Here is a 23,449-nt window from a genome sequence, read left to right as displayed (position 1 = left end):
GCTGGCGGCGAACGGACACCGATGTCGATCGGTAGGAACTCTTTTCTCCGCCTCCCGCGTTCTCCTCTCGTGACCCTTCAGCAAGAGATCGTCGGCAACGCCATGCAGATGGCGGTCGTCAACCTGAACCCCGGCCAGACCGTGTACTGCGAGGCCGGGAAGTTCCTCTTCAAGACGACGAACGTGACCATGGAGACGCGCCTGAGCGGGCCGTCGGGCGGCGGCCAGCAGCAGGGTGCCGGTGGCGCGGGCGGCGGCATGGGCGGCATGCTCCGGCAGGCCATGGGCACCGCCATGCAGGTCGGCCAGCGCGCGCTCGCGGGCGAGTCGCTGGCGTTCCAGTACTTCACCTCCCAGGGCGGCGAAGGCACCGTCGGCTTCGCGGGCGTCCTCCCCGGGGAGATGCGCGCCCTGGAGCTGGACGGCACGCGCGCGTGGTTCGCGGAGAAGGACGCCTTCGTGGCGGCCGAGTCCACCGTCCAGTTCGGCATCGCCTTCCAGGGCGGCCGCACCGGCATGAGCGGCGGCGAGGGCTTCGTCCTGGAGAAGTTCACCGGGCACGGCACGGTGATCATCGCGGGCGCGGGCAACTTCATCGACCTGAACCCGGCCGACTTCGGCGGCCGCATCGAGGTCGACACCGGCTGCCTGGTCGCCTTCGAGGAGGGCGTCCAGTACGGCGTCCAGCGCATCGGCGGCCTCAACCGCCAGGGCCTGATGAACGCCGTGTTCGGCGGCGAGGGCCTCTCCCTGGCCACCCTGGAGGGCAACGGCCGCGTCATCCTCCAGTCCCTCACCATCGAGAGCCTGGCCAACGCCCTGAAGAAGGCCCAGGGCGGCGACAAGCAGGGCCCGACGGGCGGCATGTTCTCGACCCACGCGGGCTGAGCCGTCGTAGCGCGAAGAACCGAGAGACGCCGTAGCGAGGACCGATGAGTTGCGGGGGCCCGCGGGGTCTGAGCTGATGACACCATCCGCTCCCGCAGCAGGAAGCAGGCACCCGACATGGGCAAGCTCGTCTCCACACTCTTCGTCACCCTCGACGGCGTCTACCAGGGCCCCGGCGGCCCCGAGGAGGACACCCGCGGCGGCTTCGAGCACGGCGGCTGGAGTTTCGTCTACGGCGACGACGACTTCGGCAGGTTCGTGGTCGAGGTCTTCGACCGCTCCGGCGCGTATCTGCTCGGCCGCCGTACGTACGACATCTTCGCCGGGTACTGGCCGGACAAGACCGACCCCGCCGACCCGATCGCCGCCAAGCTGAACGCCCTGCCGAAGTACGTCGCCTCGTCGACCCTCACCGACCCCTCCTGGGCCGGCACCACCGTCCTCGGCGGCGACCTCGCCAAGGAGGTCACCGACCTCAAGGAGCGCACCGAGGGCGAACTCCAGGTGCACGGCAGCGGCGCCCTCGTCCGCTCCCTCCTCGCGCTCGGCCTCGTCGACACGCTCCACCTGGTGACCTTCCCGGTCGTGCTCGGCAGCGGCCTGCGCCTGTTCCCCGAGGGCACCGAGCCCATGGCCTTCCGGAACACGGGCGGGCGTGTCACCAGCACCGGCGTCTCCATCCAGTCGTACGACCTCGCGGGCCGTCCGACCTACGGCTCGTACGCGGACGCCGATGCGGAAAACGCCTAGTCAGCGGGGATCCGCGCCGGTACGGTGATCGTTCCGTGTGGCAGCCACCGTCGTCTCCACCCCATCGCCGGAGACCGGGAGAGCCGCCCCCATGTCCTCGATCGCCGTACCGCGCGCCGCCGCGCCCCGCCGGGCCTGGCTCACCGACCTGCCCGTCCTGCTGGTCGCGGTGGTATGGGGCGCCAGTTATCTCGCGTCCAAGGACATCACCACGGCCCGCACGGTCCTCGCCGTCCTGGTCCTGCGCTTCGCCCTCGTCCTGCCCGTCCTGGCGGTCGTGGGCCACCGCTCGCTGCGCGCCCTGACGGCCGCCCAGTGGCGCGGCGCGGCCCTGCTCGGGCTGATCCTCGCCGGGATCTTCCTCCTGGAGACCTACGGCGTCGTCCACACCTCGGCGACCAACGCCGGCCTGATCATCAGCCTCACCATGATCTTCACCCCGCTCGCCGAGGCCGCCGTGACCCGCACCCGGCCCTCCCGAGCCTTCCTCGGCGCGGCGGCCCTCTCCGTGCTCGGCGTGCTGCTGCTGACCCAGGGCGCGGGCTTCTCCCGCCCGTCCCTCGGCGACCTGCTCATGCTCCTCGCGGCCCTCGCCCGCACCCTGCACGTCCTCGCCATGTCCCGCACCACGTCGGTCCAGGGCGCCGACGCGCTGCCCCTGACCACCGTCCAACTCGCCACCGCCGTCGCGGTGTTCGCGGTCCTGTCGACCGGCGCCGACACCACACCGTGGGAAACGGCCGCGGACTTCGGGCCGCGCGAGTGGGCCGGGCTGCTGTTCCTGTCCGTGTTCTGCACCTTGTTCGCCTTCTTCGTGCAGATGTGGGCCGTACGCCGGACCTCGCCCTCCCGGGTCAGCCTGCTGCTCGGCACCGAGCCGCTGTGGGCGGCCGCGGCGGGCATAGCGCTCGGCGGGGAGCGGCTCGGCGCGTTCGGGCTGGCGGGCGGTGTGCTCGTACTTGTGGGGACAGCGTGGGGGCGCGGCGCCGCACGGTGACCCCGAGCCCGCCTCGTCCGCCTCCCGGACGTCGAGCGGTGAGCGGCACCTGACGGCACCGGGACGGAACACACGGCGATGCGAGTCCGCGCGGGACTCGCATCGCTTGGCTGTGCGCGGCTCCGACGGTTCGGCCGGGGCCGCTCGTCGGTGCTACTTGGTGGCGAGGAACAGGTAGTCGGCCGTGTACGGGACGCGGGCCGTGGGCTGCTCGGCCGGGTCGCAGGTGCCGGCCGGGGCGACGCCGCCGGCGGTGTTGAGGCGTAGGACCGAGGTGGTCCTGGACAGGAGTCCCTCACTCTTTCCGGTCTGCTGGGCGCGGAGCAGGAGTTGGGGGATGTTGCCCTTGCCGTTGTCGAACTTGTTGACGACGGTGCCGGTCACCGAGGAGCCGTCGGGGGCGATCCACTGCGGCGGGCCGGCCGGGCCGTGCTTGGCGAAGCTGTGCTGGATGCCGCCCTGGAGGGTCGCGTCGACGTTGTCCTGGGTGAAGGCGTAGGAGCCGTCGTCCTGCTTGGTGCAGGCGTAGATCTGGGCGCCCTTGACGACGCCGGCCAGGGACGAGTGCCGGATGGCGTCGGGCAGCGAGACGGCGCCCGGCAGTGCGACGGCCTGTCCGCGGACCGCGCCGCCCGGGAACTCGGCGGTGTGCAGGTTGAAGTAGAACTGGTCGGGATGCGCCTCGATGCTCCGCAGCAGGTCCGCGTCCTTGACCTTCACGGTGCCGAACACGAACGGCGTGCCGCCCTTGAGCTTCTCCATGAAGAACGGGATCTTCACGTCGCCGTTGGTGCCCCGCGCACCCTGGTGGAGATGGGCCATGGTCGGGGTGCCGATACCCGTCCACGCGAACGCGAAGGACACCTCGTCGCCCTGGATGCGCATGAGGGCCACCGCGCTGCCGTCCTTGTCGCCCACCGCCGGCTTGCCCTTGACGGGCACCTCGTTGTCACCGGTGAGGATCGTGGTGAAGTACCGCGCCCCCGGCGCGTTCTCGGCGTAGCGGCCGATGGAGCCTGCCGCCGCCGTCGCCCCGGCCGCCGGATGCGAGACGGTGGCGTCGGCCGCTCCGTCGACGCCGTTGCAGGCGGTCAGGAGCAGGGTGCCGGTGATCGCGGTCGCGGCGATGGTCCCGAATCGCTTGAACATCATGTGTCTCGTTCTCCCCGTGATGGCCGATCCGCGGCTGACCCGCGGTCGTTCTCCCTCCATCACGGGGCCCCTGGGGCGATCCCTCAGCCGATGACACTCCTGAGACACGCCTGAGAAGGGATGGGATCACTGAGGACACGACCTGGACATGGGGACCTACTTCGGCCGCGCCGTGAGCGTCAGGGGGCGCGGGGTGTCCTGCCCGGGGAAGGTGGACGGGACCCGCTCCAGGACGCCGCCCGCGAAGACGTCGTACAAGGGCAGGGTCTCCAGGTGGACATAGCCGATGTGGCAGTCGCAGACGGCCAGCGGACACGCGCGCGGGCGCAGCGCCGCCCGGTAGGAACCGTCGTACAGGTTGCCCAGTTCCTCGCGGACGAAGTGGCAGCGGCGGACCGTGCCCGCGCCGTCGACCGAGATCACGGACTCGCCGGTACGGCACGGGAGTCCGGCGCTGCGGTGCGGGTGCCTGCTGTACGGGAAGAGCGGGTCGAGCGCGGTCCAGTCGTCGGCCTCCGCGTCCTCGTAGGTGTGCCCCTCGGCCGCGTTGATCCAGAGGTACACGTGCGGGGGCAGGTCGTCGCGGAGTCGGCGGGCCGCCGCCAGATGGCCGGGCAGGCCCACCACGCCGACGCTGAAGCGCACCCCGCGGTCGGCCAGTTCACGGCACTTGCCGAGGAAACGGTCGTACGGGGTCTGGCCCGGGTGGTACGTGCACCACAGGGCGAGCGTGTCGAGGTCGGCCTCGGCGAGCCAGCCGGTCCGGCAGCTCAGGTTGGTCTGGATCGCGACCCTGCGCACATGCGGCAGTTGGGACAGCTCGGTCAGGGTGCGCCGGTACCAGGAGCGGACCAACCCCTCGCCCCACGGTGTGAACAGGAGCGACAGGTCGTCCTCGCTGTCCGCCGCCCAGCGCGCGAAGCGGTCCAACGCCTCGCGGTCCGCGCGGAGTTGGGCGGTCGAGTCGCGGCGCTTGGCGAACGGGCAGTAGGGGCAGTCGTAGTCGCAGGACGCGAGCGGCCCCCGGTACAGGACGGTGAGATCCATGACGGTCCGTCACTTCCGTTCGTAGGCGGCCATGGCGGACCGCACCTCGGGGGAGAACAACTCCGGCCCCACGGCGTCGGAATGGGCCAGTCCCTCCGGGGTCAGCACGAGCGACTCGCCCGCCGCGTCGGTCAGCCAGCCGCGCCCGGCCAGCCGGTCGAGCTCCGCCCCGAAGTCCTCATCGGGTGAACTCCCGAAGCGGGCGCGGTAGTCGGCGACGGACAGCCCCTCGGCCTGGAGGAGGGACTGGAGGAGATGACGGCGACGCGCCTCGTGTCGGTCCACGCGGTAGCCGACCTCCGCGTGCGCGAAGTCGGTCGTCGTGACGTAGTCGTCGATGATGCCGCGGATCTCGTGCATGCCGACCGCGTAGTCGAAGGAGTAGTGCAGCGCCGAGGTGTACGAGCGGGCCCCGCAGCCGAGCCCGATCATGCCGTCGGTCTGGCAGGCGTAGTCGTCGGCGCTCTGGGGCGGGGCGTCGGCCCGGCGGAACATCCGCATCGACTGCTGGACATAGCCCCGCGCCAGGAGGTGGTCGCGTCCCGCGCGGTACAGCCGGAGCCGCTGCGCGTCCCACTCCGGGTCGGTTCCGGTGTCCCCGTGGTGCCGGCCGAGGCCGGTCAACGGGCGGACGTAGAGCGGGTACAGGTACAGCTCCTCGGGCCGCCAGGCCAGGGCCGCGTCCAGGGAGTCGCGCCAGGTCCGCTCGGTCTGGCCGTCGATGCCGTAGATGAGGTCGATGTTGAGCACAGGGATGGAGGTGTCCCGGATCCGGCCGAGCGCGGCCTCCACGTCGGCGCGGCGCTGCGGGCGTACGGCGGCCCTGGCCTCGGAGTCGACGAAGCTCTGGACGCCCAGGCTGAGGCGGGTCGCGCCCCGGTCCGCGAGGACGGCGAGCCGGTCCGCGGTGGCCGTGGCGGGCGAGGCCTCCACGGAGAGCGGGACCGCGCGCAGGTCGGCGCCCATGCGCCGCTCGGCGAGGTCGCACAGGCGCTCCAGCTCGGACGCGGTGAGGAAGGTCGGGGTGCCGCCGCCGAACGCCGCGGTCGCGAACCGCACCGGCTCCGCGTCACCGAGCGCCGCCCGGACGGTGTCCGCCTGCCGCTCCAGGGCGTCCAGATAAGCGCCGGTCAGGCCGTCCGGGGCACCGATGCGGGTGAAGAGGTTGCAGAACCCGCAGCGGACCTCGCAGAACGGTATGTGCACGTACAGCGAGAGCGCGGCGCGGTCCTGTGCCGCCCACAACTCCCGCAGCGCGGGCCGGTCTTGGAGGCGCCGGTACGCCGTCTTGTGCGGATACGCGTACACGTAGTGCTGGTACGGGCTGGTCTGCCGCGCGGTGGTCATCGGACGGCCTCGGCGGGGTCGAGGAGGAAGTGGGCGTACGGCACGGTCCACACGGACTCGTGGCCCAGGCGGTGGCCGGTGTAGCCGTCGTCGCCGTAGGCGGTGCCGTGGTCGGAGCACACGATGACGAAGCAGGGGCGCCGGGAGCTTGCCGCGGCGAACAGCCGCCCGATGTGCCGGTCGACGTACTCCAGCGCGGCGGCGTGCGTCTCGCGGGTGTCGCCCGCCTCGCGGGTCGCGCCCGGCAGGTGGAACCAGTTGGGCTGGTGCAGCGCCGACACGTTCACGAAGAGGAACAGGCGCTGTTCGGCGGGGAGTTGGCCCACCACGTGTTCCACGCGGTCGATCTGGTTCTCGAAGGAGTGCGGCGAGGTGACGCCGAACTCCTCCTCCCAGTGCGCCTCTTGGAACAGGCCGGGCAGGACGGAGCCCAGCGGACCGCGCCGGTTGAAGAAGCCCACGCCCCCGACGCAGACGGTGCGGTAGCCGGCCGCCGCCAGTCCGGACACGAGATCCGGGGTGTCGTAGACGAAGGTGCCCTCGGCGGTCGTCTCGCTGCCGGCGAAGCTCGCCGCGAACAACCGTGGATGCGGGCCGGGTTCGGCCGGAGTGGGCAGGAACCCGGCGAAGATCGCCTGGTGCGAGGCGTAGGTGAAACTGCCCGGGGCGTGTCTCTCCTCCCAGCGTCCGTCAGGGAGATGGCGGGCCAGGTGCGGGATGCGACCCTGGGCCGCCAACTCGACGGCCACGTCGTGCCGCAGCGTGTCGAGGGTGACCAGCAGGATGTCGTGGTCGCCGACGATCGCGTTCATGTCGGGCTCAGGCATGGGCAGTTCCTGTTCTGTACGGATGACGCGCGCCGCTCGCGGCCGGTGCGCGCAGGACGGCCGCCACCTGCGCGCCGTAGGTGTCCAGACCCTCCGCGCCGCTGCCGGGCAGTCCGGTGAGCCGGGGCAGCAGGTCGCCGAAGGCGTTGACCTCGCCGACGAAGGCGCGCCGCCAGTCCACCGCCGGCAGCAGGTCGACCCCCACGCACAGCGTGCGCGGGAAGCAGGACGCGGCGCGCTCGCACACGTCCAGGACGTCGGCCCACCGGGCGCCCGCGGCGGTGACGGCCCGCCGGACGCCGTCGAGATCGCCGCGGCTGCCGCCCAGATGCAGATTGGTCAGCGGCCCGCGACTGGTCCGCACCACCGCGTGGGTGGCCCGGCCGGCCACGACGACCACCCGGAGGTCCGCGGCCCGGCCCGCCTGGGAGGCCTTCGGCACCCAGCGTTCGAGATGCAGCCCGTCCGGGGCCAGCGCGTCCACGATGCGGGCGACGTCCCGCTCGTCGTGATACCGCCGCACCCGGAGGGAGTTGTGCAGCGCGCCGTCCGGACCGGTCTCGACGGACGTGGTCGCCCTGATCCGGCCGCCGCCCGCCGTCTCTACCGCGAGGACACCCGACGCCGACGAACCGTGTGCGGGCTTGACGAACAGCCGGGGCATCCGGTGCTCGCGCATCAGCGCCCGTACGTCGTCCCAGCCGTGCACGCGCGCGCCGTGCCGACCCGACGTCGGGGACTCCGGGACGGGAACTCCGGCCGTGTCCAGCACGGCGTGACACGCCCGCTTGTCGAACAGCACCGCCAGGTCGTCCGGGTCGGCGAGGGGGATGCCGCCGCGCAGCGTGCGCAGCGCGGCGGTGAACCCTGTGTACCAGCGGGCTGAGCCCTCGACCCGGGTCGGCTCCGCGGCACCCCGCAGCAGCCGGTCGACCTCGCCGTTCTCACCAGGGGAGTCGACCCGGACGAACTCGTCGGCGGCGAAGTCCGCTCCCCGCGCGCGCAGGACGTCCGCCCAGGCGACGACGCGGGGTGCGGGCAGCCCGGCCGCGCGCACGGCGTCCGCGAAGAGGGACACCCGGCGGTTCTCGGGGTTGCCGACCACCGCGAACCGCGGCGCGGTGCGGGCGGACGACGCGGCGGCGACCGGCCCGGCCGCGGTGGACGCGGTCACTCCCCGACGGCGACGTAGCGCCAGACCGTGCCGTCGTCCTCCGTGTCCTCCTCGGCGTCGTCACGGTCCAGGTCGACGTCCACGCCCACCGGCACCAGCGTCTGCCGGACGCGCTCCGCGACGGCCTCGCTGAGGTAGTTGTGGCGCAGATCCAGCTTCTTGAGATGCGTCAGCGGCTGCCCGCTCAGCAGCGCTACGGCGCCCTCGTCGGTCAGCACGCCCATCGACAGGTCCAGCACCTCCAGGCGCTCCACCACCGGGGCGGCGGCGACCGCGGCGGCCACCGCGTCCTGCATCTCGCTGTTGCGCAGGGCCAGATGACGCAGGCGCGGCAGCCGCGCACCGGACAGGATCGGCTCCAGGTCGGCGGCCTCGCTGTCACCGCCGTAGTCCGGCGTGCCCAGCCACAGGTCCAGGTGCTCCAGGGCGGGCAGGTCACTGGCGCCGATGCCGCGCACCACCTCGACGGGCAGCCCGCCCGTCTCCGCCACCAGCCGGCGCAGCGAGCCGTGCCGCAGCGCGGTGAACTCGAGGCCGGTGCCGCCGCGCACACCGAACTCCTCCAGCGCCGGATAGGCGTTGAGCAGCGGGGTGACGTCGGACTGGTGGATCCAGGAGATCTCGCACTCCTCCATCACCAGGTCGCCCAGGAACATCGCGCGCAGCGCGGGGAAGGCGTTCCGGGCCTCCACGAGTGCCTCGACGATCGGCGTGGGCGCGGTGTCGTAGGCCTCCTCCCAGCCGCCGATGATCAGGGCCCGGACCCGGGCCGTGTCGACGTCGGCACGGAAGCGGGCGAACGTGTCGGTCCACGCCTCGTCGGTGTCGTACACGTTGGCGCCGATGCGCCAGGCCACCGACTCCGGCTCGGGCAGGCGGTCGGCCGGGGCGTCCGGCCCGGGAAAGGTGAACGACGGCAGCCGGTACAGCGCGTCGAGGTGCTCACCGATGGTCATGCGGCCGCTCCTGAGAAGGAAGTGTGCGTGGTCTGTGGTGCCGCATTTCTACCAACCGCCACTGACAGTGCCGTTCGGCGGGGGCGGGCCCGGGGCCGTTGTCAGTGGTGACGCCTAACGTCGTGGTCATGAAGCCGGTGCGTGGCGCACCCGGCGGTGAGGGGACAGCCATGTACCGACAGGGAGACGTGCTGATCGTGCCGGTCGCGCAGGACGCGGTGCCCGCTCACGCGGCCCACGCCCCGAGGGAGCGGCGCGACGCACACGGGCGGCTCGTGCTGGCGCTGGGAGAGGTGACGGGACATGCCCACGCGGTCGTCGGGCCGGGGGAGTTGGTGCGCGAGCCGGGCGCCTACGGGCCGTTGCTGCTCCATCTGCCCCAGGGCGGCCGGGTGGTGCACGAGGAGCACGCGGCGATCGCGCTGCCCAAGGGGTGGTTCCGGGTCGTCAGACAGCGGGAGTACGTGCCCGGGTCCGTACGGATCGTGGCCGACTGAGCGACCGGGACGCACCGGCGGTACGGGAGCGCCGGGCAAGGAGTGGAGGAGGGGCACGTGAGTGGGACGGACGTGGGAGTGGACGGGGCGATGGACCAGAAGTCGGACGGGGGAGCGGGGGGCGCGACGGTGATCGTCGACCCAGGCGGCGAAGGGGCCCAACTCGACGACGGGGGAACGCCGTTCGGGCCTTCCGCCGACCTCGCGCAGTGGCGGACGTGGTCCTCGGCGACCGGCGCCGCGGACCGGGCGCGCGCCGAGGAGGGCGTCCGGCGGGCCTACCGGCTGGCGGGGCTCGCGGAACCGGAGCGCGTGGTGTGGGCGGGTTCACCGCGCGCGGCGGTCGCTCTCGTCCGGGAGCTGACGGACCGTGGCCCGAGCGTCCGGGACGCGGTGCGCAGCGCGCCCTGGGCGGCCGCGAGGCGGCTGCTGCACGCCGAGTTGGGGCCCGCGGGCTGGTCGGCGCACTGGGCGGCGACCGGCGGACGGCTGTGGCCGTCGACGCAGGCCCTGGTGGACCGGATCCGTACGGGCGTGATCGAGGAGCTGGCCGGGAGCGACACCGGCAAGGAGGCCGCGGAGATCCGCCTGCTTCTCCTTGACGCCGTGCTCGGGCAGCACGACGCGCCGTGGCTCGCGGCGTTCCCCGCCGACGACGGCCCGATCGACGCGCTGTCCGAAGTGTGCCGCAGCGCCGGCTGGTGGTGGCCGTTCGCGCGGGTCGCGGTGCTCTCGGAGCGCCCCTCGGCCCTCCACCGCGACGAGGCGGGACGACTGGACCACGGGGACGGCCCGGCGCTCTCCTACCCGGACGGCTTCGCCCTGCACGCCTGGCGCGGCATGCCGGTTCCGGCCGCCTTCCTGGCCGAACTGCCCACGCTGACCCCGGAACGCATCCGCGCCGAGGAGAACGCCGAGCTGCGCCGCGTGATGCTCGAGTACTACGGCTGCGACCGGTACCTCGCCGATTCGGGAGCCCGCCCCCTGCACCGGGACAGGACGGGCACGCTGTGGCGGATCGACCTGGCCGACGACGAGCCCGTGGTCATGGTGGAGGTCCTCAACTCCACACCGGAGCCCGACGGCACCCACCGCACGTACTGGCTACGGGTCCCTCCGTCGACGCGCACAGCCCGAGCGGGGGTGGCCTGGACCTTCGGCCTGGATGCTGAGGCGTACGTACCCGAGCGGGAGACCTGAGAGTCCCCCGTACGCGGCCGGGCCGGACCGGAGCGGTCGGCGGGGACGACGGGAGGCCTTCGGCTTCCCCCGGCGGCAGGACGTGCCTCGCCCCGCGACCCATGAACGTGGGGGGAGCCGCGGGGCGAGGGGTGAGCGATGGTGCAGCCGGTGGGGGCCGGACGCGCCCGGGTGCCTACGGGCCGGATCTACGGCCGGACACGTCGTTCCTTCAGGCGCCGCACCTGACCGATCGGCTCAGCAGCCGAAGTTGATCAGGTTGAAGGTGACGTAGTGGTCCGAGGTGTAGTAGTCCTCCTGGGTCTTCTCTCCGGTGACGATGCGGCGCGCGCCTCGTGTGGACGAGCCAGGAGTCTTGACCGTGTACTCGTGGTAATAGCCGGACGCCTGGCTGGGGAGGACGCCTTCCTGGTTGCGGAAGACGACGCCGTCCTGCGAGTAGGGGAAGGGGCCGTCCGTCGCGATCAGGTCGAGAGTGTCGTACGCCTGGGAAGGCAGGGCGCTGTAACAGATGCTGCCGACCGCGGCGGCGGCCGGGGTCGCGGTGGCGACGGTGCCGCCGACGAGGAGAGCGGACAGGACGGCGGCTGATGCGCCGATGCTGGTGATCCGTGGGGGGAATCTCATGCGCCCATGATGACGCGCGTAGATAGTGGCATGTCAATGACAACTACGGAGATTTTCCCGCCAAGTCCGATGAGTTTTCAGGGAGTTAACCTGGCGCGCGCCGTCTCCACGCGATCTGCGCACGGGCACGGGGGAGCCCGTGGTCGATGAACTCCGCCGGCGGCTTGGCAGCCCGCGCTTTCCTCGTAGTAGGGCCACGGACGGAAACGAATTTCCTCCCGGAACGGCCTGCCCGAGTCTTGGCCTCGGGGGACGGGGGTCGGCGATCCAGGCAGGTAGGCGACGTGACAGCCCAGGTCCCGGGCGACTGCCGAAGGTCTTCTTCCCTGCCGGGGTGAGTGCGGTTGCGTGATGTTCGCCGTTGCCGACGTCCAATCCGAGGCGGACCTCGATGGCCGACTTCGTGTCCTTCCTCGAATCGGTAGCACCTCCATCGGACGACATGGTCTCGCCGCGGTCGCGCGGTGCGAACCCCGTACGCGTGATGCCGTGACTCCGGAGCGCTCGCGCCGCTGAGCACGCTCGCGCTCACGTTCGGGGGCCGCGGGGCGAGGTATGTCCGCCGAAAGTCTGTGATGGCGCGACTTTGGTCGCCGTTCCCCCGCACGGGGTGGGTGACCGGGCCCGGTGCCGCATAGATTTGTCGACCGTGACAGGTGACAGGACCGCGAAGGTACCGCAGGCGTTCGCGGGGCGCCGATGGCTGCTGCCGTCCGCCGTGGCCGACGAACTCGACCCCGACGTCGAACGGCGCGGACGCCCCCGCCGTACCGCCCGCGACTGGGTCGTCGACACCTGCTGCTTCCTGCTGGCGGTCGGCATCGGACTCGCCGCCGCGCAGACCCTCGACAGCGACACCGCGACCCCGCACTCCCTCGCCGTCGTGGACCAGTTCTTCGGCGTCCTCGCCTGCGGCGCGGTGTGGCTGCGCCGCCGCTGGCCGGTCGGGCTCGCGGTCGCGATGGTGCCCGTCGGCTTCGTGTCGAACACGGCGGGCGGTGCCGCCATGGTCGCCGTGTTCACGCTCGCCGTGCACCGCCCCTTCCGCTACGTCGCCTGGATCGGCGGCGTCCAGCTCGCCCTGGCCCCGTTGTTCTTCTGGCTGCGCCCGGACCCCGACCTGCCGTACGCCGGCGCGGTCGTGTTCACCGAACTGCTCACCCTCACCGTCATCGGCTGGGGCATGTTCGTCCGCTCCAAGCGGCAGCTCATGCTCAGCCTGCGCGACCGCGCCCGGCGCGCCGAGACGGAGGCGGAGCTCCGCGCCGAGCAGGCCCAGCGGCTCGCCCGCGAAGCCATCGCGCGCGAGATGCACGACGTGCTCGCCCACCGGCTGACCCTGCTGAGCGTGCACGCGGGCGCGCTGGAGTTCCGCCCGGACGCGCCCCGCGAGGAGGTCGCGCGGGCGGCCGGTGTCATCCGGGAGAGCGCCCACGAGGCCCTCCAGGACCTGCGGGAGATCATCGGCGTCCTGCGCGCGGGCGAGCCCGACGACACGGGCCGCCCGCAGCCCACGCTCGGCGCCCTGGACGCGCTGGTCACCGAGTCCCGCGAGGCCGGCATGAAGGTCACCCTCGCCAACCGGGTCACCGACCCCGCCGCCGTCCCCGCCTCGGTCGGCCGCACCGCCTACCGCATCGCCCAGGAGGCCCTCACCAACGCCCGCAAGCACGCCCCGGGCACGGAGGTCACGGTGACGCTCACCGGCACCCCGGGCGACGGCCTGGTGATCGCCGTGCACAACCCGCCCCCGGAGGGCGAGGTGCCCCATGTCCCCGGTTCCGGCCAGGGGTTGATCGGGCTGACCGAGCGGGCGACGTTGGCGGGGGGACGGCTGGAGCACGGGCCGGGGGAGGGCGGGGGGTTCCGGGTGCGGGCGTGGCTGCCCTGGGGCTGAGTCGTCCACGGCCCGTCAGGGGCAACTCCGCTGCCGCGCAAGGGTGATGGAGGTCCCGGGAGAGTCACCTCTCTCTGAGTCGCCCCCTGAGCCGTCCCCTGAGTGAGCCGACCCTTGGGGTGGCCTCGCACGGCCCGGTAACCGCCCGCCACGCGTGCGTGGTTACGTAGCCCCATGACTGCGATCAGACTGCTCCTCGTCGACGACGACCCGCTGGTGCGGGCCGGGCTGTCCTTCATGATGGGCGGCGCCGCCGACATCGAGATCGTCGGCGAGGCCGCCGACGGCAGCGAGGTCGAGGAACTCGTCGACCGCGTCCACCCGGACGTCGTCCTCATGGACATCCGCATGCCGTCGGTCGACGGGCTGACGGCGACGGAGCGGTTGCGCGCCCGGGGCGACGCGCCCCAGATCGTCGTCCTCACCACCTTCCACGCCGACGAACAGGTGCTACGGGCCCTCCGCGCGGGCGCCGCCGGATTCGTCCTCAAGGACACCCCGCCCGCCGAGATCCTCGACGCCGTACGCCGGGTCGCGGCCGGTGATCCCGTGCTGTCGCCCGCGGTCACCCGGCAGTTGATGGAGCACGCGGCCGGCACCGCCACCGACACCCGTCGGGCACGCGCGCGTGAACGCATCGCCGCCCTGGGGGACCGCGAACGCGAGGTCGCCGTCGCCGTCGGACAGGGCCTCGCCAACGCCGAGATCGCCACCGGCCTCTTCATGAGCGTCGCCACCGTCAAGACCCACGTCTCCCGCATCCTGGCCAAGCTCGACCTCAACAACCGTGTCCAGATCGCCCTGTTGGCGTACGACGCGGGTCTGCTCGAAGAGGACGGGGAGAGCGGGCACTAGTCGCCGCCGCCGTCCGTTCTCATGGCACTGGGAGACCTCGGGGGATCGACCAGGAGGGGGCAGGCATGACCGAAGTGATCGATCTGGGGGAGTTCGGCGAGGCGTTCCGGCGGGACCTGCACCAGGTGTACGCCATGCTGCGGAAGTCGGGCCCGGTGCACCGCGTACGGCTGCCGGCGCCGGACGAGCACCACGTGACCTGGCTGATCGTGGGGTACGACGAGGCGCGCTCGGCGCTCACCGACCCGCGACTGGCCAAGGACGGCGGCAAGATCGGGGTGACGTTCCTCGACGAGGAGCTGATCGGCAGATACCTGCTGACCACCGACCCGCCGGACCACACCCGCCTGCGCGGGCTGATCAGCCGCTCGTTCACCATGCGCCGGGTCGAGGAACTGCGCCCGCGCGTCCAGCGGATCACCGACGACCTGCTCGACGCCATGCTGCCCTCCGGCCGCGCCGATCTCGTCGAGGCGCTCTCCTACCCGCTGCCGATCACGGTGATCAGCGAGCTCCTGGGCGTGCCGGAGCTGGACCGCGCGGAGTTCCGCAAGCTGTCCACTGAGGCGGTGGCGCCCACCAGTTCGGGTGCCGAGTACGACGCGTTCGTACGGCTCGCCGAATACCTCGGCGACCTGATCGAGGACAAGCGCTGCGCGGGCCCCAGCGGCGACCTGCTGAGCGACCTGATCCGCACCACCGCCGAGGACGGCGACCGGCTCTCCCCGCAGGAACTGCGGGGCATGGCCTTCATCCTGCTCATCGCCGGCCACGAGACCACCGTCAACCTCCTCACCAGCGGCATCCACGCCCTGCTCACCCACCCGGACCAACTCGCCGCCCTGCGCGCCGACATGACCCTCCTCGACGGCGCGATCGAGGAGATGCTGCGCTACGAGGGCCCGGTGGAGAACGGCACGTTCCGGTTCGCCGCGGAGCCGCTGGAGATCGCCGGCACCCCGGTGGAGCGGGGCGATCCGGTCATGGTCGGCCTGACCGCCGCCGACCGCGACGGGGTCCGCTTTCCGGCCCCGGACCGCTTCGACATCCGCCGCGACGCCCGCGGCCACCTCGCCTTCGGCCACGGCATCCACTACTGCCTCGGCGCCCCCTTGGCCCGCCTCGAAGCCCGCACGGCGATACGCACCCTGCTGGAGCGCGCTCCCGCCCTCACTCTGGACGGGCCGCCCGGCGACTGGCTCCCGGGCATGCTGATGCGCGGGATGCGGGCGCTGCCGGTGCGCTGGTAGAACGGCCGCACGGGGTGGTCGTAGCGACGGCGGAGCCCTGACGGCCGTAGCAACAGCAACCTCGGCAGCAACTGCCTTAGCCGCAGCGGTCGTTGAAGTCACGGCAGCCGTAACTGCCGTGAAAGTCATGGATCCTGTAGGAGGACCGTCCTCGTGACCGCAAGTGCCGAGTTCGCCGGGTTCGACCTGACCATGGCTCGGAAGGCGCTGGAGAGTCAGCCCTTCAGCAGGCTGATCGGTGCGCGGCTGAGCGCCTTCGGGGGCGGGATCGCCACGCTGGAGATCGACATCAGGGAGGACCTGACGCAGCAGAACGGCTTCGTGCACGGCGGAGTCCTCGCCTACGCCGCCGACAACGCGCTCACGTTCGCCGGCGGTACGGCACTCGGCCCCGCGGTCCTCACGGGCGGGCTCTCCATCCAGTACGTCCGCCCGGCCACCGGCCGCGTCCTGCGCGCCCACGCGGAGGTCGTCCAGGCAGGCCGCCGCCAGGCCGTCGTCCGCTGCGACGTCCTCGCGGTCGCCGACGACGGCACGGAGTCCCTCTGCGCGGTCGCCCAGGGGACGGTGCTGGCGGTCCGTACGTCCTGAGCGGCCCCCTGAGGTGCCTGAGGAGGGATCACCGTCTACGACACGACTGTGCTGCTCAGCTGTAGGGGAAGGCGCCCGCGATCTCCGCGAGGCGGACGGGTCTGTGTTCGCGTCTGGACACTTCGCAGGCCTCGGCGATGCGCAGTGCCTGGAGGGCCTCGCGGCCGTCGCACGGGTTGGTGCGCTGGCCGACGACGACCTCCACGAAGGCGATCAGCTCGGCCTCGTAGGCGGGCCCGAAGCGCTCCAGGAAGCCGGTCCACGGCTTGGTCGCGGCCGGGGGACCGGTCGGCTCGGTGGACGCGATGGGCGTGCGGTCGTCCAGGCCGACGACGACCTGGTCGAGTTCTCCGGCCAGCTCCATCCGGACGTCGTAGCCCGCCCCGTTCAGACGCGCGGCCGTCGTCGTGGCCAGCGTGCCGTCGTCCAGGGTGAGGACCGCCGCGGCCGTGTCGATGTCACCGGCCTCGCGGAACATCGCGGGACCGGCGTCCGAACCGGTCGCGTACACGTCGACGACCTCGTGCCCGGTCACCCAGCGCAGCATGTCGAAGTCGTGGATCAGGGTGTCCCGGTACAGCCCGCCGGAGATCGGGAGGTAGGCGGCCGGGGGAGGCGTCTGGTCGGAGGTCGTCGCGCGGACCGTGTGCAGCCGTCCCAGCCGCCCCGAGCGCACCGCCTCCCGGGCGCCCGTGTAGCCCGCGTCGAACCGGCGCTGGAACCCCATCTGAAGGATCGTTCCCGCCGTCTCGACCTCGGCGATCGCCTGCAACGAGCCCGGCAGGTCGAGGGCGATGGGCTTCTCGCAGAACACCGGGAGCCCGGACCGTGCCGCTCTCCCGATTAATTCGGCGTGCGCCGATGTCGCCGTGGTGATCACCACGGCGTCCACGCCCCACTTGAAGATCTCCTCCGTGCTCGGTGCCGCCGTTTCCCCTAGCCGGTTCGCCAGCTCCTGGGCCCGAACCGGGTCCACGTCCGTGAGGATCAGCGAACCGACCTCGCGATGACGGCTGAGCGTCCTGGCATGGATGGTCCCGATGCGGCCCGTACCGATGACTCCGATGCGCATGGGAACAAACTGAGGGCCGACCAGGCACGCTGTCAATGCGTATGTCCGGACAATCGAACTACATCACTTCCCGTCAACCATTCACACAGCTACGCTCGGCCCCGTGCCGAAACCAGATGTGGACCCGACCGTGCCGCTCGAGCTCAGCGTGGACCGGAGCAGCCCGGTGCCGTTGTACTTCCAGCTGTCGCAGCAACTGGAGGCCGCGATCGAACACGGCTCGCTGACCCCCGGCAGCCTGCTGGGCAACGAGATCGAACTGGCGGCCCGGCTCGGCCTGTCCCGGCCCACCGTCCGCCAGGCCATCCAGTCACTGGTCGACAAGGGCCTCCTGGTGCGCCGCCGGGGCGTCGGCACGCAGGTCGTGCACAGCCAGGTCAAGCGCCCGCTGGAACTCAGCAGCCTCTTCGACGACCTGGAGGCGGCCGGACAGCGCCCCGCCACGAAGGTCCTCATCAACAGTGTCGTGACGGCCTCCGCCGAGGTCGCGGCGGCGCTCGGCGTGGCCGAGGACAGCGACGTACATCGCATCGACCGGCTGCGCCTGGCGCACGGCGAGCCGATGGCGTACCTCTCCAACCACCTGCCGCTCGGCCTCCTCGACCTGGACACCGCGCAACTGGAGGCCACCGGCCTGTACCGCATGATGCGCACCGCCGGCATCACCCTGCACAGCGCCCGCCAGTCCATCGGCGCCCGCGGCGCCACGGCGGAGGAGGCCGAACGCCTCGCCGAGCCCGAGGGCGCCCCGCTCCTCACCATGCAACGCACGACGTTCGACGACACGGGGCGCGCGGTCGAGTTCGGCAGCCATACGTACCGGCCGACGCGTTACTCGTTCGAGTTCCAGCTCCTGGTACGTCCCTGATTGCACCGCTTCACCCACGCTGTTCGTCATAATGTCCGGACAATGCGAATGAGTTGGCGCTCAGTATCGCGCCCCTTCTTCAGGGGCGCGGGGCTGTTTCGATTTGCGGCTCCGCCGCGGGGCGCGACCAGCCACGACGCACCCGCACCAGACAACGATCCGAACCCCCCTTCACGCCCCCGCACAGCACCCACGGTCACGGTGAGGCAGAATCGGGCCCGATGAGCACCTACGGCAACTTCAGCGCCCCCATAGGCTCCCGGCGTGCCCCCGCACTCAGGACCGTCGGCACCCGTGAGCGAAGGTCGCACCTGACGGCCCCCCGCGTGCCCACGGTCGGCATCGACATCGGCGGCACCAAGGTCATGGCGGGCGTCGTGGACGCCGACGGCAACATCCTGGAGAAGCTCCGCACGGAGACCCCGGACAAGTCCAAGAGCCCCAAGGTCGTCGAGGACACCATCGTCGAACTGGTCCTGGACCTCTCCGACCGGCACGACGTGCACGCCGTCGGCATCGGCGCGGCCGGCTGGGTCGACGCCGACCGCAACCGCGTCCTGTTCGCCCCCCACCTGTCGTGGCGCAACGAGCCCCTCAGGGACCGCATCACGAGCAGGCTCTCCGTACCGGTCCTGGTGGACAACGACGCGAACACCGCCGCCTGGGCCGAGTGGCGCTTCGGCGCCGGCCGCGGCGAGGACCACCTCGTCATGATCACGCTCGGCACCGGCATCGGCGGCGCGATCCTGGAGGACGGCCAGGTCAAGCGCGGCAAGTGGGGCGTCGCCGGCGAGTTCGGCCATATGCAGGTCGTCCCCGGCGGCCACCGCTGCGCGTGCGGCAACCGCGGCTGCTGGGAGCAGTACAGCTCCGGCAACGCCCTGGTCAGGGAGGCGCGGGAGCTGGCCGCCGCCGACTCCCCGGTGGCGTACGGGATCATCGAGCACGTCAAGGGCAACATCGGCGAGATCACCGGCCCGATGATCACCGAGCTGGCCCGCGAGGGCGACGCGATGTGCATCGAGCTGCTCCAGGACATCGGTCAGTGGCTCGGCGTTGGCATCGCCAACCTCGCCGCCGCCCTCGACCCCTCCTGCTTCGTGATCGGCGGCGGTGTCTCGGCCGCCGACGACCTGCTGATCGGCCCCGCGCGGGACGCGTTCAAGCGCCAGCTCACCGGCCGCGGCTACCGCCCCGAGGCCCGCATAGTGCGCGCCCAGCTCGGCCCCGAGGCCGGCATGGTCGGGGCCGCCGACCTGGCCCGGCTGGTCGCCCGCCGCTTCCGCCGCGCCAAGCGCCGCCGGGTCGAGCGGTACGAACGCTACGAGCGGTTCGCCGAGTTCCGCCGCGGCAGCCAGGACACGGCATGACCGCATCGCTGCCGCGTCAGGCCATGCCCCGGGACGAGCCGCCCCGACCACCCGAGGACCCCCGCCACAAGGCCCGCCGCCGGGCGATCACCCTGCTCATCATCGTGCTGCTCATCGGCGTACCGGCCGTCTACCTGGCGATCTCCGCCAACCAGAGCCGCAACAGCGGCAAGGACAAGGAGTACAAGTACTCGGCGACCGGACTCACCGTGGGCTGGCCCTCGAAGGTCCAGCGGCGCCTCTACCAGGTACCGGTCCCGCACCCCGCGGAGAAGGTCGCCTTCTACGAGACCAACAACTGGAAGACCAGCCGCCTCTACGTCCAGTTCGAGACCACGGACGCGGGCCTGGACACCTTCCTCGCCGGGATAGACGTCGACCGGAAGACGCTGAAGAAGAACGACGTCACCATCAGCGCCCGCGACCAGAAGATCACCGGCTGGAAGTTCACCGGCCCCGGCCCCTGGTGGGGCGTCGTCAACAAACAGAAGGACCCGGCCCCCACCCAGGACATCGTGGTGAACCTGTCCGACCCCAAGCTCCCCATGGTCTACGTCGTCTCCCGCACGGTTCCCTAGCAGGTCGCCCCGGCCGGTCGCCGGGGCCGATTGTCAGACCCCGCCCGTAGAGTCGAAGACAGCTGACACGACTGACGGGCGGGAGGTGACAGGACGTATGACGGACACGGCGATCACGGAGCAGATCTCCGTACGGCTGGCCGCCGTCTTCCTGCCGTCCCCCGTCGTCCCGCGCGAGGGCCGCGTCGCCTTCTGGGACCCCGACGGCGAGCGCGCACTCCCCGAAGCGGAAGAGGGCGTGGAGCAGACCGAGCTGACCGTCGTACGGCGACAGGGCGCCACGGTCCGCCGCAGGTCCGCCCCCGCGCTGACCCTGCCGATCGAAGCGGCGCTGCCCCTGCTGGTGCGCGCCCGCCGTGACCCCGCCGCCCATCCCGCCACGGCCTGCTGGGGCGCCGCCGCCCTGCACGCGCTGCGGCTCGCGTCCCGCGGTCGACTCCTCCCCGGGCTCACCGCTTCGGGCCACGACGCCTGGCGTGCGGGCCCGCTGGAGCCGGAGGACATCGCGCACGTCCGCGCGGTGGCGGCGGCCCTTCCGTACGAGGGTCACGCCGTCCCGCTGCCGGGCCCGGGCCCGCTGCGGCTGCCCGAGCCGGAAGCGCTGATGCGGTCCTTCCTGGACGCCGTCGCGGACACCCTGCCCCGCACCCCGGCCGCGCCGTACACCTCCGGGATGCCCTTCGCGGCCCGTGCGCCGCAGCGGCTGCGTGATGCCCAGGACTGGGCCGCGGAGGTCGCCGCCGGGATGGACGCGGGCGTGCGGATCTCGCTCCGCCTGGACCTGTCGGCGTACGACCTGTTCGACGACGGCGGCCGGGTGCGCAGCGCGGGCGCGGCGATCGTCCAGGTGCACAGCCTCGCCGACCCGACCCTCGTGGTCGACGCGGCGGCCCTGTGGGCGGGCACGGCGGACACCGCCTTCGGGCCCCGCGCGCGCGTGGACGCCGCCTTGGCCGTACGGCGGGCCGCGCGCGTGTGGCCCCCGCTGGACCGCCTCTCCGAGCTGGACGTGCCGGACGTACTCGCCCTGTCCGAGGAGGAGTTGGGCGAGCTGCTCGGCATGGCGGCCACCCGGCTCGCGGCGGCCGGGGTCGCCGTCCACTGGCCCAGGGACCTCGCCCAGGACCTGACGGCGGCGGCCGTGGTGCGGTCGGCGCCGGGCTCCGCGACCGACGGCACGGGCTTCTTCGAGAGCGAGGAACTCCTCCAGTTCCGCTGGCAGTTGGCGCTCGGCGGCGACCCGCTCACCGAGGCCGAGATGGACATGCTGGCCGAGGCCCACCGCCCGGTCGTACGCCTCCGGGACCAGTGGGTCCTGGTCGACCCGGCCCTCGTCCGCAAGGCCCGCAAACGCGAACTCGGCCTGCTCGACCCGGTGGACGCGCTGTCCGTCGCGCTCACCGGCACGGCGGACGTCGACGGCGAGACGGTGGAGGCCGTCCCGGTCGGCGCGCTGGCCACGCTCCGCGACCGCCTGACGGCAGGCATCCAGCCCGCCGAGCCACCCCAGGGACTGGACGCCACCCTCCGGGACTACCAACTCCGGGGCCTGGCCTGGCTGGACCTCATGACCTCCCTCGGCCTGGGCGGCTGCCTGGCCGACGACATGGGCCTCGGCAAGACGATCACCCTCATCGCCCTCCACCTGCGCCGGGCCCATCGCGCCCCCACCCTGGTGGTCTGCCCCGCCTCCCTCCTGGGCAACTGGCAGCGGGAGATCACCCGCTTCGCCCCCGGAGTCCCCGTCCGCCGCTTCCACGGCGCGGACCGCACGCTGGAGGACCTGACCGGCGGCTTCGTCCTCACGACGTACGGCACGATGCGCTCGGCCGCACCCACGTTGGCCCAACAGCCGTGGGGCATGGTCGTCGCGGACGAGGCACAGCACGTCAAGAACCCGTACTCGGCGACGGCGAAAGCCCTGCGCACGATCCCGACCCCCGCGCGCGTGGCACTGACCGGCACCCCGGTGGAGAACAACCTCTCCGAACTCTGGGCCCTGCTGGACTGGACGACCCCCGGACTGCTGGGCCCCCTGAAGTCCTTCCGCGCCCGGCACGCGCGTGCCGTGGAGAACGGCGAGGACGAGGAGGCGGTGATCCGGCTCGCCCGCCTGGTCCGCCCGTTCCTCCTGCGTCGCAAGAAGTCCGACCCGGGCATCGTCCCCGAACTGCCGCCGAAGACGGAGACGGACCACCCCGTCCCGCTCACCCGCGAACAGGCCTCGCTGTACGAGGCGGTGGTGCGGGAGTCGATGCTCGCGATCGAGACGACGGAGGGCATCGCCCGCAGGGGCCTGGTCCTGAAGCTCCTCACCTCCCTCAAGCAGCTCTGCGACCACCCGGCGCTGTATCTGAAGGAGGACCACGCGGCAGCCCAGTCCACCGGCGACCGCCTCACCGCCCGCTCCGGCAAACTCGCCCTGCTGGACGAGCTGTTGGACACGGTGCTGTCCGAGGACGGTTCCGCGATCGTCTTCACGCAGTACGTCGGCATGGCCCGCCTGATCACCGCCCATCTGTCGGCCCGCGCGGTCCCGGTCGAGCTGCTCCATGGCGGCACACCGGTCCCGGAGCGGGAGCGCATGGTGGACCGCTTCCAGGCGGGCGCGACCCCGGTCCTGGTCCTGTCCCTGAAGGCCGCGGGCACCGGCCTGAACCTCACCCGCGCGGGCCACGTCATCCATTTCGACCGTTGGTGGAACCCGGCCGTCGAGGAACAGGCCACCGACCGCGCGTACCGCATCGGCCAGACCCAGCCGGTCCAGGTCCACCGCCTCATCACCGAGGGCACGGTCGAGGACCGCATCGCCGAGATGCTCGAATCCAAGCGGGCGTTGGCCGACGCGATCCTCGGCTCCGGCGAGTCGTCCCTGACCGAGCTGTCGGACCGGGACCTGTCCGACCTGGTGTCGTTGCGGAGGCCGTCGTGACGGGGGGTGTGGGGCGGGGGCGGTTCCGCGGTACCGAGGACTCTCGTCGTGGGGGTGAGGGCGTGGAGGGGGCCGAGGCGACGGTGGAGGTGGAGGACGGGCCGGGGTCGGACGTGGCGTCGGCCGAGGTGGAGGACGAGCGAGGGTCGGAGGTGGCGTCGTCGGGAGAAGCGCCGGAGGTGTTGCGGGGCTCGGTGGACGACGCGGCGGGGGTGCCGGTGCGCTCGACGGGGGAGACGGCGGAGGCGGAACGGCACTTGGCGGGGGAGGAGCCGCGGGGCCTGGCTGAAGACATGGCCGAGGTGCTGCGGGGCCTGGTGGTGAAGGGGGCACGGGGCGAGGTGTCCGGAGCGTCGGCGGTAGAAGTCGCGGAGGTGGAACGGCAGTTGGGGGTGGAGGGGCTATCGGGTTCGGTGGATGGAACGTCGGCGCGGCGGCAGCCTGAGGTGGAGGCATCCCGAGACCTGACGGCATCGGAGAGCCCGGCGGAAGGAACGGCGGCGGTGCTGCGGGGAACGGAGGCAGCGCAGAGCCCGGTGGACGAAATGCCCGAGGTGGAGGGGCACTTGGCGGG

The 23,449-nt window shown here is 72.2% G+C and carries 21 protein-coding genes; 13 read left to right on the top strand and 8 right to left on the bottom strand.

All coding sequences use genetic code 11. The features are described 5' to 3' along the window. Window positions 1–69: 69 nt before the first annotated feature. The 3 genes from OO69_RS06655 to OO69_RS06645 all read left to right on the top strand — a co-directional run bounded on the left by OO69_RS06655 (window position 70) and on the right by OO69_RS06645 (window position 2,635). Window positions 70–888 (top strand): AIM24 family protein, encoded by an 819-nt coding sequence (locus OO69_RS06655; protein WP_078652313.1) that lies wholly within the window; start codon window positions 70–72, stop codon window positions 886–888. Between the two features lie 117 nt (window positions 889–1,005). Further along, entirely contained in the window at window positions 1,006–1,638 is a 633-nt protein-coding gene (locus tag OO69_RS06650; protein WP_033279457.1) for a dihydrofolate reductase family protein, read from the top strand. Between the two features lie 91 nt (window positions 1,639–1,729). Further along, window positions 1,730–2,635, top strand: coding sequence for a DMT family transporter (locus OO69_RS06645; RefSeq protein ID WP_033279456.1), 906 nt, complete (start codon window positions 1,730–1,732; stop codon window positions 2,633–2,635). A gap of 153 nt (window positions 2,636–2,788) precedes the next feature. Here OO69_RS06645 and OO69_RS06640 read toward each other — a convergent pair whose 3' ends face one another. The 6 genes from OO69_RS06640 to OO69_RS06615 all read right to left on the bottom strand — a co-directional run bounded on the left by OO69_RS06640 (window position 2,789) and on the right by OO69_RS06615 (window position 9,138). After that, complete coding sequence (locus tag OO69_RS06640; protein WP_033279455.1) at window positions 2,789–3,787, bottom strand: CHRD domain-containing protein; 999 nt, start codon at window positions 3,785–3,787, stop codon at window positions 2,789–2,791. 156 nt (window positions 3,788–3,943) lie between these two features. Continuing rightward, window positions 3,944–4,834 carry an STM4011 family radical SAM protein gene (locus OO69_RS06635; protein WP_033279454.1) on the bottom strand — a complete coding sequence of 297 codons (891 nt, stop codon included), beginning with the start codon at window positions 4,832–4,834 and terminating at the stop codon, window positions 3,944–3,946. A 9-nt stretch (window positions 4,835–4,843) separates the two neighbouring features. After that, complete coding sequence (locus OO69_RS06630; RefSeq protein WP_033279453.1) at window positions 4,844–6,181, bottom strand: STM4012 family radical SAM protein; 1,338 nt, start codon at window positions 6,179–6,181, stop codon at window positions 4,844–4,846. Further along, the gene (locus tag OO69_RS06625) at window positions 6,178–6,993 is read right to left on the bottom strand and encodes an STM4013/SEN3800 family hydrolase (RefSeq protein WP_199810900.1); all 816 of its coding nucleotides are present in this window, start codon (window positions 6,991–6,993) and stop codon (window positions 6,178–6,180) included. Before OO69_RS06625 ends, OO69_RS06630 begins: the two co-directional genes overlap by 4 nt. 7 nt (window positions 6,994–7,000) lie before the next feature. Continuing rightward, entirely contained in the window at window positions 7,001–8,182 is a 1,182-nt protein-coding gene (locus OO69_RS06620; RefSeq protein ID WP_033279451.1) for an STM4014 family protein, read from the bottom strand. Then, window positions 8,179–9,138, bottom strand: a complete 960-nt coding sequence (locus OO69_RS06615; protein ID WP_033279450.1) for an STM4015 family protein — start codon at window positions 9,136–9,138, stop codon at window positions 8,179–8,181. The genes OO69_RS06620 and OO69_RS06615 overlap by 4 nt, the downstream gene beginning before the upstream one ends. A gap of 170 nt (window positions 9,139–9,308) precedes the next feature. On the opposite strand from OO69_RS06615, the gene OO69_RS06610 reads away from it, so the two are divergent. Further along, window positions 9,309–9,635, top strand: a complete 327-nt coding sequence (locus OO69_RS06610) for a hypothetical protein (protein ID WP_033279449.1) — start codon at window positions 9,309–9,311, stop codon at window positions 9,633–9,635. 90 nt (window positions 9,636–9,725) lie between these two features. Next, window positions 9,726–10,835, top strand: a complete 1,110-nt coding sequence (locus OO69_RS06605; RefSeq protein ID WP_106970976.1) for a DUF6745 domain-containing protein — start codon at window positions 9,726–9,728, stop codon at window positions 10,833–10,835. Between the two features lie 237 nt (window positions 10,836–11,072). On the opposite strand, the gene OO69_RS06600 is transcribed toward OO69_RS06605, so the two are convergent. Continuing rightward, window positions 11,073–11,462 (bottom strand): ribonuclease, encoded by a 390-nt coding sequence (locus OO69_RS06600; protein ID WP_033279448.1) that lies wholly within the window; start codon window positions 11,460–11,462, stop codon window positions 11,073–11,075. 649 nt (window positions 11,463–12,111) lie between these two features. Here OO69_RS06600 and OO69_RS06595 point away from each other — a divergent pair. From OO69_RS06595 to OO69_RS06580, 4 genes are all read left to right on the top strand, one after another. Continuing rightward, entirely contained in the window at window positions 12,112–13,359 is a 1,248-nt protein-coding gene (locus OO69_RS06595; protein WP_033279447.1) for a sensor histidine kinase, read from the top strand. Between the two features lie 174 nt (window positions 13,360–13,533). Then, the gene (locus OO69_RS06590) at window positions 13,534–14,214 is read left to right on the top strand and encodes a response regulator transcription factor (RefSeq protein ID WP_033279446.1); all 681 of its coding nucleotides are present in this window, start codon (window positions 13,534–13,536) and stop codon (window positions 14,212–14,214) included. A gap of 65 nt (window positions 14,215–14,279) precedes the next feature. Continuing rightward, window positions 14,280–15,464: a cytochrome P450 family protein gene (locus OO69_RS06585; protein ID WP_033279445.1), complete on the top strand. Its 1,185-nt coding sequence runs from the start codon at window positions 14,280–14,282 to the stop codon at window positions 15,462–15,464. Between the two features lie 192 nt (window positions 15,465–15,656). Beyond that, window positions 15,657–16,055 (top strand): PaaI family thioesterase, encoded by a 399-nt coding sequence (locus OO69_RS06580; RefSeq protein ID WP_033279595.1) that lies wholly within the window; start codon window positions 15,657–15,659, stop codon window positions 16,053–16,055. Window positions 16,056–16,110: 55 nt separating this feature from the next. Here the strand turns inward: OO69_RS06580 and OO69_RS06575 are convergent, their stop codons facing one another. After that, entirely contained in the window at window positions 16,111–17,127 is a 1,017-nt protein-coding gene (locus OO69_RS06575; RefSeq protein WP_033279444.1) for a Gfo/Idh/MocA family oxidoreductase, read from the bottom strand. A gap of 130 nt (window positions 17,128–17,257) precedes the next feature. Here OO69_RS06575 and OO69_RS06570 point away from each other — a divergent pair, with 130 nt between their 5' ends. The 4 genes from OO69_RS06570 (at window position 17,258) to OO69_RS06555 (ending at window position 22,875) form a co-directional block, all read left to right on the top strand. Beyond that, window positions 17,258–17,995: a GntR family transcriptional regulator gene (locus OO69_RS06570; RefSeq protein ID WP_106970975.1), complete on the top strand. Its 738-nt coding sequence runs from the start codon at window positions 17,258–17,260 to the stop codon at window positions 17,993–17,995. 221 nt (window positions 17,996–18,216) lie between these two features. Then, window positions 18,217–19,365 (top strand): ROK family glucokinase, encoded by a 1,149-nt coding sequence (locus OO69_RS06565; protein ID WP_033279442.1) that lies wholly within the window; start codon window positions 18,217–18,219, stop codon window positions 19,363–19,365. Continuing rightward, a complete protein-coding gene (locus OO69_RS06560; RefSeq protein WP_033279441.1) occupies window positions 19,362–19,943 on the top strand; it encodes a hypothetical protein in 582 nt (193 codons plus the stop codon). The genes OO69_RS06565 and OO69_RS06560 overlap by 4 nt, the downstream gene beginning before the upstream one ends. Window positions 19,944–20,040: 97 nt before the next feature. Further along, window positions 20,041–22,875 carry a DEAD/DEAH box helicase gene (locus OO69_RS06555; RefSeq protein WP_033279440.1) on the top strand — a complete coding sequence of 945 codons (2,835 nt, stop codon included), beginning with the start codon at window positions 20,041–20,043 and terminating at the stop codon, window positions 22,873–22,875. Window positions 22,876–23,449 lie beyond the last annotated feature (574 nt).

It is taken from the genome of Streptomyces sp. NRRL F-525, assembly GCF_000716605.1.
Lineage (GTDB): Bacteria > Actinomycetota > Actinomycetes > Streptomycetales > Streptomycetaceae > Streptomyces.
Note: the sequence above shows the minus strand (reverse complement) of the source record. Positions and strands in the feature narration are given on the sequence as shown.